General features: G+C 37.2%; 13 protein-coding genes. 8 read left to right on the forward strand and 5 right to left on the reverse strand.

The window, feature by feature from the left end; all coding sequences use genetic code 11:
- Positions 1-36 precede the first annotated feature (36 nt).
- Genes FW781_RS06325 through FW781_RS06335 form a run of 3 tightly spaced genes read right to left on the reverse strand, consistent with a single transcriptional unit; the run spans position 37 to position 2,420 of the window.
- The gene (locus tag FW781_RS06325; RefSeq protein WP_149386635.1) at positions 37-900 is read right to left on the reverse strand and encodes a DUF58 domain-containing protein; all 864 of its coding nucleotides are present in this window, start codon (positions 898-900) and stop codon (positions 37-39) included.
- A gap of 57 nt (positions 901-957) precedes the next feature.
- Positions 958-1,416, reverse strand: a complete 459-nt coding sequence (locus FW781_RS06330) for a GNAT family N-acetyltransferase (RefSeq protein ID WP_149386636.1) — start codon at positions 1,414-1,416, stop codon at positions 958-960.
- The gene (locus tag FW781_RS06335) at positions 1,416-2,420 is read right to left on the reverse strand and encodes an AAA family ATPase (protein ID WP_149386637.1); all 1,005 of its coding nucleotides are present in this window, start codon (positions 2,418-2,420) and stop codon (positions 1,416-1,418) included. The genes FW781_RS06330 and FW781_RS06335 overlap by 1 nt, the downstream gene beginning before the upstream one ends.
- A gap of 252 nt (positions 2,421-2,672) precedes the next feature.
- Between FW781_RS06335 and FW781_RS06340 the strand changes: the two genes are divergently transcribed.
- From FW781_RS06340 to FW781_RS06370, 7 genes are all read left to right on the forward strand, one after another.
- On the forward strand, positions 2,673-3,146 hold the full coding sequence (locus FW781_RS06340; protein WP_149386638.1) for a DinB family protein: 474 nt from the start codon (positions 2,673-2,675) through the stop codon (positions 3,144-3,146).
- A 114-nt stretch (positions 3,147-3,260) separates the two neighbouring features.
- A complete protein-coding gene (gene rlmB / locus FW781_RS06345; protein ID WP_149386639.1) occupies positions 3,261-4,010 on the forward strand; it encodes a 23S rRNA (guanosine(2251)-2'-O)-methyltransferase RlmB in 750 nt (249 codons plus the stop codon).
- Positions 4,011-4,012: 2 nt separating this feature from the next.
- Complete coding sequence (locus FW781_RS06350; protein ID WP_149386640.1) at positions 4,013-5,134, forward strand: serine hydrolase domain-containing protein; 1,122 nt, start codon at positions 4,013-4,015, stop codon at positions 5,132-5,134.
- Positions 5,135-5,147: 13 nt separating this feature from the next.
- Complete coding sequence (locus tag FW781_RS06355) at positions 5,148-6,197, forward strand: DUF6263 family protein (protein WP_149386641.1); 1,050 nt, start codon at positions 5,148-5,150, stop codon at positions 6,195-6,197.
- A 71-nt stretch (positions 6,198-6,268) separates the two neighbouring features.
- Positions 6,269-6,499: a hypothetical protein gene (locus tag FW781_RS06360; RefSeq protein WP_047387482.1), complete on the forward strand. Its 231-nt coding sequence runs from the start codon at positions 6,269-6,271 to the stop codon at positions 6,497-6,499.
- A 31-nt stretch (positions 6,500-6,530) separates the two neighbouring features.
- Positions 6,531-9,071: a hypothetical protein gene (locus FW781_RS06365; RefSeq protein WP_149386642.1), complete on the forward strand. Its 2,541-nt coding sequence runs from the start codon at positions 6,531-6,533 to the stop codon at positions 9,069-9,071.
- 48 nt (positions 9,072-9,119) lie between these two features.
- Positions 9,120-10,409: a glycosyltransferase family protein gene (locus FW781_RS06370; RefSeq protein WP_149386643.1), complete on the forward strand. Its 1,290-nt coding sequence runs from the start codon at positions 9,120-9,122 to the stop codon at positions 10,407-10,409.
- Positions 10,410-10,473: 64 nt separating this feature from the next.
- Here the strand turns inward: FW781_RS06370 and FW781_RS06375 are convergent, their stop codons facing one another.
- Positions 10,474-11,115 (reverse strand): hypothetical protein, encoded by a 642-nt coding sequence (locus FW781_RS06375; protein ID WP_149386644.1) that lies wholly within the window; start codon positions 11,113-11,115, stop codon positions 10,474-10,476.
- Between the two features lie 131 nt (positions 11,116-11,246).
- Here FW781_RS06375 and FW781_RS06380 point away from each other — a divergent pair, with 131 nt between their 5' ends.
- On the forward strand, positions 11,247-12,212 hold the full coding sequence (locus tag FW781_RS06380) for a YpdA family putative bacillithiol disulfide reductase (protein ID WP_149386645.1): 966 nt from the start codon (positions 11,247-11,249) through the stop codon (positions 12,210-12,212).
- Positions 12,213-12,296: 84 nt separating this feature from the next.
- Here FW781_RS06380 and FW781_RS06385 read toward each other — a convergent pair whose 3' ends face one another.
- Positions 12,297-13,478 (reverse strand): MFS transporter, encoded by a 1,182-nt coding sequence (locus FW781_RS06385; RefSeq protein WP_149387372.1) that lies wholly within the window; start codon positions 13,476-13,478, stop codon positions 12,297-12,299.
- Between the last annotated feature and the right edge of the window lie 47 nt (positions 13,479-13,525).

Here is a 13,525-nt window from a genome sequence, read left to right on the forward strand (position 1 = left end):
AAATGCCTGATGTTTTAGTTACGAGCTGGGCCCGGGTTATTTTTTCTGAAAATAATTATACAATAATTTTGAATAATCTGAGCCGGTATTGATGTTCAGAAAGCTGGCAGAACTGTTGGCAAAATCTTCTTCCAGCGCTCTCAGTTTTTGTTTTTGAGCTTCCGCAAAGGTATACCGCCATCTTGCACTGGAAGTATTAGCCCATATTTCTTTTCCGGTTTCCACATCAAGTAAACGGGCATATCCTACGTCAGGAATCTCATTATCTTTTTCATCATAAATCCTCATTCCCAACAGCTGGTGTTTTTTTGAAGCTACTCTCAGCATTTTGGAATCATATTCATCTCCAAAATCTGAAAACAGGAAAACCAGAGATTTTCTTTTAAAAATCCCCATCATATATTCCATCGCTTTGTCTATTCTGGATTCTGCCGGAACATAATCTGCAGTCAGAATATTACTGATAATAGAAAGAATGTGTTTTCTTCCTTTTTGAGGGGGAATTACTTTATAAACTTTATCAGCAAACAGGATCAATCCTACTTTATCATTATTTCCAGCTGCTGAAAATCCTAAACTTGCAGCTATTTCGGCTACATATTCTCGTTTCAGCTGAACTTTCGTACCATAATCCATAGAAGCAGAGATATCAACAAGAATCATCATCGTCAATTCCCTTTCTTCTTCCATTACTTTTACGAAAGGTTCACGAAACCGTGCGGTTTTATTCCAGTCGATTCTTCTGATTTCATCTCCAAACTGATAAGGACGAACTTCAGAGAAAGTCATCCCCTGTCCTTTAAAAGCACTGTGATATTGCCCCATCAAAGCAGCCTCCGTCTTTTTTCTGGTACGGATTTCAATCTGCTTTACTTTTTTTACAATATCTTTTATCTGCATAAACAAGTTAAGGTTTAAAATTCAAAGTTTAATGGTGAATACCGGGATAGTTTTAATTTAATCTTTTAACTCAATAGACACATTCAACCACTCATTATCAAACTTCGGACTGTATTTTTTATAAAAATTAATAGCAGGCTCATTCCAGTGTAATACCTGAAATACCATTCCACTGTATTTTTTTGACTTTCCATATTCCAGTGTAGCATCAAAAAGCTTTTTTCCGATCTGCTTTCCTCTCAGTCTTTCTGTCACAACGAGATCTTCAAGATACAATCTTCTTCCTTTCCATGTTGAATATCTGTCATAATACAACGATATTCCCACGATCTCACCTTCAAATTCTGCTACAAAAGCTCCCCAGACCGGAGATATTCCAAATCCATCCTGAATAAATTCATCCAGCGTTACCGTTACTTCATGCAATGCTTTTTCATATTCCGCCAGTTCTTTGATTAAATCCAGCATGGAAGCACAGTCCTCCAGAACTGCTTTTCTGATTAGTACATCACTCATTATGGTGCCTGGATTTTTGCTAAAATTCTATTAACAATTTCTTCTGATGTAACTTCTTCTGCTTCAGCCTCAAAAGTCAAGCCTATCCTGTGTCTCAGTACATCTTTTGCCAGTGCTTTTACATCTTCAGGAATCACAAAAGCTCTCCCCTTCAGGAACGCATATGCTCTTGAAGCGATAGCAAGGTTAATGGATGCCCTTGGAGAAGCTCCAAAGCTGATATAATTTTTAAGATCAGAAAGCCCGTAATTCTCCGGATAACGCGTTGCAAATACCATATCCAGAATATATTTTTCAATTTTCTCATCCAGGTAAATCTGGTTGATCAATTCTTTTGCATCTACAATATCCTGAAGGGAAATCACAGGTTTCACAGCCGGCTGATGTGAAGTTGAAACCATCCTCATGACCTGTCTTTCATCTTCAAAAGAAGGATAATCTATGGTACATTTCAGCATAAAACGGTCACTCTGTGCTTCAGGTAATAAATAAGTTCCTTCCTGATCAATCGGGTTTTGGGTGGCCAATACCAGAAACGGCTTCGGAAGCTTCATTGTTTCATCGCCTATTGTCACCTGTTTTTCCTGCATTACCTCCAGAAGGGCCGACTGTACTTTTGCCGGCGCACGGTTGATCTCATCCGCCAATACAAAGTTCGCAAATACAGGACCTTTTTTTATAGAAAAATCATTGTCTTTGATATTGTAAATCATGGTTCCCACTACATCTGCAGGAAGCAAATCCGGCGTAAACTGAATTCTTGAAAATTCACCATGAACAGCATCTGCCAACGTTTTTATAGCAAGGGTTTTAGCCAGTCCCGGCACCCCTTCAAGAAGAACGTGACCATTCCCCAAAAGCCCTACCAAAAGACGGTCTACCATGTAATCCTGCCCAATAATAACTTTGTTGATTTCCTGTCTCAGAAGAGAAAATAAGTAGTTTTTTTCTTTTACTTTTTCCGTCAATTGGCGGATATCTTCAGCTTGATATATCTCTGACATAGCTTGATTTAAAATAAGTGGTAAATTTCTGATAAATACTTGCATTAATCAACACAATAAATGCCATTTTTGAGTTAAAGTTTGTTAAATATTCCAGTATTGATGCAAGGTTAAGAACCGCTGAAAGCTTAAAACTCAATAAGATTATTCTATTTTTTTCATAAAAATATATAAATTTCGCTTTAATCACTCGCTCAAAAATTGTCATTTCCAGTTTATTAAACTATTTTTGGTGATTAAAAATTTTGCAAAATGAATTATCATTTTCAAGCGCACAGACAGGTAAGAAAGAACCTTTTAGACGTCCTTCAGAATACATCCCATGAAGATCTGATTCTGATTCCGGATGGCTTCAACAATAATATGTACTGGAATATTGCCCATACTGTTGCTACACAGCAGCTTTTGCATTATTACCTAAGCGGAAACCCTTTCCGTATAGACAAATATTGGATCGAAACTTACAAAAAAGGGACATTACCGAATTTAAATGTTCAGAAGTCGGAAGTAGAAGATCTAGAGTTTTTACTTACGGAAACTTCGAAGATTTTAATGAAGGATTATGACAGTGATTTCTTCTCAGACTATACTCCTTACACGACAAGTTTCGGGATGGATCTGAAAAGCATTCAGGATGCCATTATCTTCAACAATATGCACGAAAGCCTTCACTACGGATATGTGATGGCGCAGAAAAGAGCAATTTTAGGAGAGAAAGGAAGATAATGAATTTTGCTGCGCAAGTCAATGGTCAAATGGGAATACATAGACATCAAAAATTGACTTACAAGGTAAAATTCACAATTGACAATTCACTCTATAACTATATAATAAATTTCAATGAAAGACGATTTTATTTTCGGGCTGCGTCCCGTGATTGAAGCAATTGAAGCGGGAAAAACGATTGACAAGGTCTTTGTGCAGAATGCACTTCAAGGTCCTATTTATGCTGAACTAAAAGCAATTTTAGCGAAAAATAAAATCCGTCCCAATTATGTTCCGGTTGAAAAACTGAACCGTTTTACAAGAAAAAACCACCAGGGTGTGGTGGCCTTTATTTCGGATGTACCGTTTCATAAAGTGGAGGATATTGTTCCACAGTTATTTGAACAGGGAAAAACTCCTTTTCTTTTGATCCTGGACAGGCTTACCGATGTAAGAAACTTTGGTGCCATCTGCAGAACGGCAGAATGTGTAGGTGTTGATGCTATAATCATTCCTGAAAAGGGTGCAGCTCCTATTAATTCTGACGCTATAAAAACCTCTGCTGGTGCTATTTACAATATTAAAATATGTAAAGAAAACAATCTGGCTCATGCTGTAGATTTCCTCCAGCAGAGTGGAATTTCTGTGTATGCTGCGAGTGAAAAAGCTCAGAAATTAATTTATGATGTCAACCTTACAGAGCCATGTGCTATTGTTATGGGGAATGAAGAAACAGGAATTTCTAAAGAAGTTCTGCATCATTCTGACGAAAAAATAAAACTTCCTATTGAAGGAAAAACTCAATCTCTGAATGTTTCTGTAGCATGTGGAGCGATTTTGTATGAAGCAGTAAGACAGAAAATGACTGCTGTATCCAATCCTTAAATATGAAAATAAAATTGCTTTTACCATTATTTTTTGTACCATTTGCACTGAATGCACAGACAAAAAATACAGCAAATGACAACCACCTTACCACTGAACTTGATAAAACGGTTCAGAAGGAAGCGCTCACTTATATGCAGAATCCTGCACGTGTAGGGCTTTCAATAGGTGTTTTTAAAGATGGTAAAAGTTATTTTTATAATTATGGAACCACGGAAATCGGAAAATCAGAACTTCCGACCTCCAGAAGTGTCTACGAAATTGCATCCATCAGCAAGACATTTACCGGAACACTCCTGGCTCATGCTTTAGCAGACGGTAAAATTAAAATGGATGATGATATCCGGAAATATCTGGATGGGAATTATCCTAATCTTGAATTTGAAAAGCATCCGATTACGATCAGTAATCTTACTAATCATTCATCAGGATTGCCTCAGTTCTTACCGGATCAGTCTGAAACATTCAAAAAACCAATGGACTCTGTTGCCATAGCATTAGCCGATTTTTATAAAAACTATTCAAAAAAGAAGTTTTATGAAGATCTTCATCAGGCTAAAGTAGATTTTGTGCCCGGAACAGACTATAAATATTCCAATGTAGGAACACAGATTGCCGGAGATATTCTGGAAAAAGTATATCATAAAAGCTATGGAGACTTACTTTCGGAGTATATTACCAGGCCTCTGAAAATGACCCAGACTATTGTTGGTACGAATTCTGCACAGCTATTGACTTGTTATAATGAAAAAGGTAAGGTAATGTCCAGAAATTTCACAACGATCTTTGCTCCGGCAGGCGGAATTATCTCCACGACAGAAGATCTGGTGAAATACATGCAGTACCATTTGGATGAAAGCAATAAATATGTGAAAATATCCCATACTCCTCTTGTAAAAAGTGATGGAGACGCCATCGGTCTGTACTGGAGAGTACACACTTATGAAGACGGAACCCAAACGGTTTATCATACAGGAGGTACATTTGGTTTTTCAAGCGTACTTCAGATCTACCCGTCAAAAAATATGGGAGTCGTTATACTGTCTAATGAGTCCGATGGAGAATCTCAGGGAAAACTGTATAATATTGCAGAAAATATAATAAGAAATAGTAGTAAAAAATAAAGTTAAAAATCAAATGAAGAACATTGCAGCGCTTGCGCTTATATCATCAATAGCCCTTGTATCTTGTAAAAAAGAAACGGCAAAAATAACGAAGGTAGATCCTAAAACCGGAAAAACGGTAACCGTAGAAGTACCTGCTGATTCTGTTGCAAAAGTAGCAGAAAACCCGGCAATCAAAGATTCTGCGGGAGTTATTACACAGACTTTTAAGCTTGAAAAAGGGAAAACATATCCTCTTACCACTTATCAGAGGGATGTAAAAACAATGACGGATCCTCAGGGAAAATCCATCACCGCAACCAGCGAATCTACAGATGAAATGAACTTTGTAGTGAATGATATTAAAGGGAATGTATACGAAATGACCCTTAATCTTGTAGCAAAAAGAAATTCTCAGTCTGCACAGGGAAAAACAGTAGTAGTAGATACCAAAATGGCTATTCCTAAAGAAGATGATCTTAAAATGATCTGGAACGTAAACAAAGCACTTACCGGAAACAAACTTGCCATGAAAATGGATACAAAAGGTAACGTAATTTCTATCACAGGATTTGATGCTGTTTATACAAAAGTTTCCAATGCAGTAGGGACTCTTATCAAAGATGCCAATCAAAAAGCGAGTGTTGTGGCAAGTCTTAAAGAATCATTCAACGAAAAGGTATTAAAAGATCAGTTCCATAAAAACCTGATGATTATTCCTAAAAAAGGAGTGAAAATAGGTGAAAAATGGTCTACTTCCGAAAATGCAGATGCAAGCGGAGCTGTAAAAGTAACCTCCAATTATGTAATGAAAAGCTTAGGAAACGGAACAGCAGAAATTGCCGTTACCGGAGGTATTCCTAAGAAAACTGAAAAGAAAGCTCAGGGACCTATCACACACAGCCTTAGCAGTGAACTGGCTCAGAGCGGAACCATTAAGTTTGACGAAAATACAGGATGGATCACCAACCAGAATATCAACGTAAAAACGACACAGATAGAAACCATTTCAGATGGAAAACAGTCTCAGTCTATGAAGAGCGTTTCCAATTCTTCGGTAATGGTAAACCCATCTGCTAAATAAAATAACTGAATTAAATGCATTCAGGGTTTAAAGCTTAAAGCTTAAACCCTGAACTTTAAATTTTTTAAATTATGAAGTACATTCTTGAGTTAGTACTCACTGCCATTATTATTTTCTTTGTCTGGAATATTCTGAAAAGGATTTTCTTTAAGACATTCTATAGTTACCGTTTTAATAACAATAATCAAAACAACGGACAGCAGGATATACAGGACTCGAATAAGAATAACAAACAGAACCTTAACTGGGATGCAGAAACTGTAGACTTTGAAGAGGTGAAAGAGAGTAAGGACAAAAGGTAAACATTCCAAGAAATAAAAGATAATAACCAGCATGGCAAAAAATAAAAACTTCATTTATATTGCAGCTTCATTAGTAGTATTTATAGTTTTAGCATTTTTATATTCCACCCCTGTATTTACAGGAAAACAGCTTTTCCAGCACGATATTGTGCAATACAGAGGAGGAGCAAAAGAACTGCTCGACTATAGAGCGAATACCGGAAATGAAACCTATTGGAGTGACTCCATGTTTGGAGGAATGCCGACTTATCAGATGGGAAGCCAGTTCAAAGGTGATATCATCAAGAAAATCGACAGCAATCTGAATTTCCTGCCAAGGCCGGTTAATTATCTCTTCCTGCTGTTTGCAGGTTTTTTCCTTTTGGGAATGGTGGTGGTGAGAAACTGGAAGTATGCGCTTTTAGGCGCCACTTTCTTTGGACTTTCAACCTATTTTTATATCATTATTGCAGCCGGGCACAATGGTAAAGTAAACACCATTGAGTATTTTGCACCGCTGTTAGCCGGAATTTTACTGGTTTATATTAGAAAACAATACATCTGGGGATTCATTGTCACGACTCTTTTTATGGGGCTTCAGATTGCAGCCAATCACCCGCAGATGACGTATTATCTGTTCCTTGCACTAGGATTTTTATTCCTGTCTGAACTGATCAGAGCAATACTAAAAAAGACACCGATGAAGCATTTCCTTATTTCATCAGGAATTATTGCGGCATCCTGCATTATCGGAGTTGGAATGAATTCACAAAGAATCATGGCCAATTCTGAGTATGTAAAAGAAACGGTTCGTGGAAAACAGATCTTAGATAACGACAGTCATACTTCAGGAAAATCCGGAATGGATAAAGAAAGTATGCTGATGTGGAGCTATGGACAGCTTGAAACTTTAAACCTTTTCATTCCACGATTGATGGGTGGCGGAAGCCAGGAGCCGGAAGCAAAAGAAATGATGAGCAAAGTTCAGGAACTGGTTCAGGAAAATGTAGGGTCACAGGCTGAAATGGACAGAATTTCAAAAGGCTTCAGCGGAATGACCTACTGGGGAGATCAGCCGGGAACTTCAGGACCTGCTTATCAGGGAGCTATTGTATGCTTCCTTGCTTTATTAGGATTTTTCTTTGCCAGGAAAAAATACCGTTACTGGATCTTGGGTGCTTCTATCCTGACTATTTTACTGGCTTGGGGAAGTAACTTTATGCCATTATCCGACTTCTTTATTGATTATGTTCCGTTCTATAATAAATTCAGAGCCCCTTCTTCAATCCTGGTAGTTGTAGAATTATTATTCCCTTTAATTGCTATTCTGGGATTATACAGATTCTTCACAGATGAAGAATTGACTGAAGAATATAAGCAGAAAATTCTTATGTATGTTGGAGGTGGAACTTTAGGATTTTTATTAATTCTTTTGATCTTCGGAAAATCATTATTAGGGTTTTCTACAGAAGGCGAAAAAACTTATTTTCCTCCTTTCCTACTGGATTATCTTGTAGATGAAAGATATAAACTATTCAGAATAGATGCCATAAAAGCATTTATTTATGTAGCCATTACAGTTGCTGCCCTATTCTTAACTTTAAAGAAAAAGCTTAATCAGAATATTGCTTTGGTGGTAATTGGAGTTGTAAGTTTATTTGATCTATGGACCGTAAACAAACGTTATTTAAATGACGAAAACTACGTAGATAAAATCTTTGCTGAAAATCCTTTCCAGACAGAAAGTTCAGATCTGCTGGCTGAAAAAGTTCAGGGAAATCCTAATCTTGAATCCATTTTATCCAATGTGAATATCAACAAAACATTGGAAACAATCGCTGAAAAAGACAAAACGCACTACAGAATTTACAACCAGACACTGGGTGTGACAAGTGAGACCAATACCTCTTATTTTAAAGCTTCAATTGGTGGTTATCACGCTGTAAAACTTAGAAGATATGATGATGTTCTGAATGAATATATCAATAATGTTGACAGTGTAAAAACTCCTAATGTATTAAACTTATTAAATGCTAAATACCTGGTTTTCGGAGGACCAGAGCAGCCACAGGTTGTTCCTAATCCAAAAGCCAATGGTAATGCATGGTTTGTAAGCGATTTAAAGTTTGTAGATACTCCTAATCAGGAAATTAAATCTATCGGAACGATTGATAACAAAAAGACAGCAGTTATTGCATCATCTGATAAATCGTATTTTGACAACAAACCAGTTCAGGCAGATTCTGCAGCATTTATCAATCTTACGAAATACCAGCCTAACGAACTTGAATTTAAATCTCAGTCGAAGACTCCGCAATTAGCAGTTTTCTCTGAAGTGTATTATCCTCATGGATGGAAAGTGTTAGTGGATGAAAAAGAAGCTCCGTACATTAAAGCAGATTACTTGCTTCGTGCAGTATATGTTCCGGCAGGAAGCCACCACATTAGAATGGTATTTGAACCTGAAGTCATTGAAAAAGGGAAATGGCTTTCTCTGATGTCATTCGGATTATTCATCCTGTTGTCTGCATTTGGAATTTTCTGGATGAACAAGAACAGGAAAAAAGAAATTTTAGCTGAACAAAAAGCTTAAAACAATATAATATTGCGCAATGTCATTCTGAATGGCAAATTATTCAAAATGGAACAGAAGAAAATATTGATTATCACCTATTACTGGCCTCCTGCGGGAGGTCCTGGTGTTCAAAGATGGCTGAAGTTTGCAAAATATCTGCCGGATTTCGGATGGAAACCGATCATTTATACTCCGGAAAATCCTAGCTACCCTTTACTGGACGAAACCCTGATGAAAGATGTTCCTGAAAATATTGAGATGGTAAGAACCAAAATCTGGGAACCTTATCAGCTGGCTGAAAAGCTGAATAAAAGCAATAAAAAATTTAAAGCAGGACAGTTTGATGTAGGAAAAAATCAAAGCTGGAAGTCCAGACTTTCAATCTGGGTTAGGGGGAATTTTTTCATTCCTGATGCCAGAGTTTTTTGGGTAAAACCTTCTATTACATTTCTGGAAAAATACCTGAAAGAAAATAAAATAGATACGATTGTAACTTCCGGTCCTCCCCACTCGCTTCACCTGATTGGTTTAGGACTTAAAAATAATATACCGGATTTGAAATGGATTGCCGATTTCCGTGACCCATGGACAGAAATTTCCTATTACAAACATCTGAAACTAACCAAAGGTTCGGATCAGAAACACCGCCAGCTTGAAAGTGCAGTATTTAAAAATGCGGACATCACTTTGGCTACAAGTTATACCGATGCAGAAAACTTCAGGAAAGCAGGTGCTAATGCCGTTTGTATTACGAACGGATTTGATGAAAGTGACTCGGATGGCAAAGTAAAAGGACAGAATAGCGAAGATCAATTTACTCTAAGTTATATCGGGGTTTTAGAACAACTCAGAAACCCTGAAAATCTATGGAAAGCACTTGATGAACTGGTGAAGGAAAATGCTGAGTTTGCAGTTGATTTTACATTGAAATTTGTAGGAAGAATAGATGATAAAATCCTGCAGTCTATCGAAAATTCAAGCCTGAAAAATCATATTCAGAACCTTGGATATCTTGCCCATGGAAAAGCGGTGGAGGAAATGCAGAATTCAGATCTGCTTCTTATCACCAATTTCCCAAATGAATCTTCAAAAGGGATCATTCCCGGAAAAATATTTGAATACCTTGCTTCAGGAAAACAGATTCTTTCATTCGGTCCGGATAAAGCTGATGTTGCCAAAATTCTGGAAGAAACCCAGGCAGGAAAACATTTCAGTTATCAGGATACAGAAACTGTCAAGAAGTTTATTCTTGAAAAATTCATCCTTTGGAAAAACGGAAATCTTCTCGAAAACACTCAGCATATTGAGCAGTTCTCAAGAAAAAATCTAACCCGTCAACTGACTGAAATTTTATAATAAAAAAAAGGAAATTAGAAGCTGGATGCTGGAAGTTAAAATACCGGCTTCTAACTTCTAATTTTTAAATCGTCCATTGGTCATTTACCACGGCAATCAGATAATATTTTCCCTGGAATTCTTCAAATACAAAACGGAGTGTTTTCCAATCCATTTCGCCATTTTTTTCGGTTCCTTTGATATAGTTTTCGGTGAAGTCATCTTTGGGATAAATTTCCTTTAAATTATTCAGGGAATTACCTCCTCCGATGAATTTATTCAGTGAGTATTGGGATGCTGTAAAATCTTTAGAAAAAACCCATTTAGCAAGATAATCATCGACCGTTGCTTTATAAGGATCTCCTGAGCCGTCATGTGCTCCCCAGGTAAATAATGTTTTAGTAGGCTGATATTTTTCAAAATCTGCTTTAGAGAAATGTTTGTCTCCTTTTACATCCACAAATGCATACATTGAAAAACGGATTCCTTTCTCAGGGTGGATCAAGGCAGCAAAACTGGTATAGTCTTTATTTTTCAGGGCCTTTAAAACCTCATCATTGGTCTGCTTCAAAACAGCCTCCTTATTAGCAATATTCTTAATGGTGCCTGCACTGTCTGTTTTATTTTGTGCAATGGAATCAATTACATTGGGAACAGGTTTTCCAGCCTCTTTTTTACAGGCTACAACCAGCACCAAAACAACCAATGGAATAAGTAATTTTTTCATATTTTAAATTTTGCAGTTGGTAAAAAACACCAAAACTGATGCCAAGCGGTAAATGATGTAAAGAGATAAAGACTATGAGAGTTGGCAGGCTGTGGCTTCTCATTTTAAAAATTACGTCGTACATTTGTTATATGGAAATATTGGATATTCTCATTATCGGGGCCGGACCCATCGGTTTGAACTGTGCCCTTGAAGCTCAAAAAAATAATCTTAGCCATTTAATCATAGAAAAAGGAACCATTGTCAACTCTTTGTACAATTATCCTTTATATATGCGTTTTTTCTCCACTGCAGAAAAACTGGAAATTGACGAAATTCCATTTATTTCGACTGCTCCCAAACCAGGAAGACAGGAAGCCCTGGAGTACTATCAGGGAATTGCCCGACAAAAAAAACTCAACATCAATCTGTATGAAAAAGTGCTGAGTGTTTTCAAGAGCAATGAGGTGTTTGAAGTAAAAACAACCAAAGCAACCTATCGTGCTAAAAATCTGGTGATTGCTACCGGATTCTACGATATCCCCAACCTTATGAATATTCCCGGCGAAAATCTTCCGAAGGTCAGGCATTATTATACCGAACCTTACCCTTATGCAAAACAGAAAATCGTAGTGGTAGGATCAAGTAATTCTGCGGTAGATGCAGCCCTGGAAACTTATAGAAAAGGAGCTGAAGTAACCATGATTATCCGTCATTCTGAGATTTCCAAAAGTGTAAAATATTGGGTAAAACCGGATATAGAAAACAGAATTGCTGAAGGCAGTATTAAAGCCCATTTTAATGCCGAAATAATCGAAATTAAAGAGAATACCGTTGTTTTTAAAGATGAAAGCGGAGAAATTCATGAAATCGACAATGATTTTGTGCTGGCCATGACAGGTTATCTTCCTGATTTTGATTTTCTGAGAAATTCAGGTATTGAACTCAACGGAGACTGCCTGAATCCATTTTATAATCTTGAAACGATGGAAACCAATATTTCCAACCTCTATCTTGCAGGAGTTGTATGCGGCGGAAAAGACACTCATCTCTGGTTCATTGAAAACTCGAGAATTCATGCCCAAATGATTATCAATACCATTCTTTCCAGATCTTAATAGTAAACAACAAGTATATAGTAAAAGCTTCGGGCAATTTCGTAGAAATTGCCCGAAGCTTTATTTTTTAAACTGATTGACTCCTTACATCATTTTTCCTTCTGCTTTATTCTTATCCTTAAGCATCCATGGAATGATAAAGTAAAATCCGATGGCAATAGCTGCAGTCAGCACCCCTGTTCCAATCCAAAGTACATTGAATCCTAATTTTTCAGCAATGAGTGTTCCTATATAAGGGGTAATGATGAATGCTATAGAAAATGACATCCCGTTCAATCCCATGTAAGCACCTTTATTATTCTCTCCTGAACGCAATGCTGTAATGGTTGACATAAAAGGAAGTGTCCATATTTCTCCCACACAAAGTAATGTCATAGACAGCACAAGGGTAATCATACTGTAATCGAAAGCCAGCATGGCATAGGAAATTCCGCAAAGGAATGTCCCGATAAGCATAGTAAAAGCTAAAGTAAAATATTTTTCAGCAATCTGTACCAGACCCATTTCAAGCAATACAATCAGAAAACCGCTGTATCCAAGAATATAGCCTATATTTTGCTGACTCATATGGGCCGTATCTTTATAAAATATGGTCAGCGTACTGAACAGCTGGAAGAAACATATTGAAAACAACATACAGAATACACAGTACACCAAAAATTTACCATCCCGGTATGGAGAATTCTCTTTTTTAATGACAATGGCTTCTTTTACCTTTTTCGCCTGTTGTTTGGCCAATCTTGCTCGGCTTTTAAAGAACCAGATATACATCAGCCCGGCCAGCAAAGCAGCCAGTGCATTACTGAAAAACAGAAATTCATAAGAAATAGCAGATAAAATACCTCCTAATGCAGGTCCAATAGAAAATCCAAGATTTACAGCCATACGATTCAGTGAAAAGGCACGGGTGATATTTTCAGGTTTCGCATATTTAGTAATCGCCACTGAATTCGCCGGACGAAAAGTTTCACTTACAATACTTTGAGCCAGAATAATTCCTGCCAATCCAGCTTCTGTTGTAAAAAGCGGAATTAAACAAAATAAAGGGACACTGAGGAGTAAACTCAGACTCTGTACCCTGTATTCGCCAATTTTATCCGTGATCATTCCTCCCAGCCACGAACCAATGACAGAGCCTATTCCAAAAAAGCTCAGAACAATTCCTGAATTTTCAATACTGAAATGTAAATGATTGGTCATATACACTCCCAGAAACGGAAGTACCATAGAACCGGCCCTGTTGATGAGCATTACCAACGCCAGCATCCAACTCTCCTGCGAGAGTCCTTTGAAAGAACTCGTATATACGTTAA

This window comes from Chryseobacterium panacisoli (genome assembly GCF_008274625.1).
In the GTDB taxonomy this organism is placed as follows: domain Bacteria; phylum Bacteroidota; class Bacteroidia; order Flavobacteriales; family Weeksellaceae; genus Chryseobacterium; species Chryseobacterium panacisoli.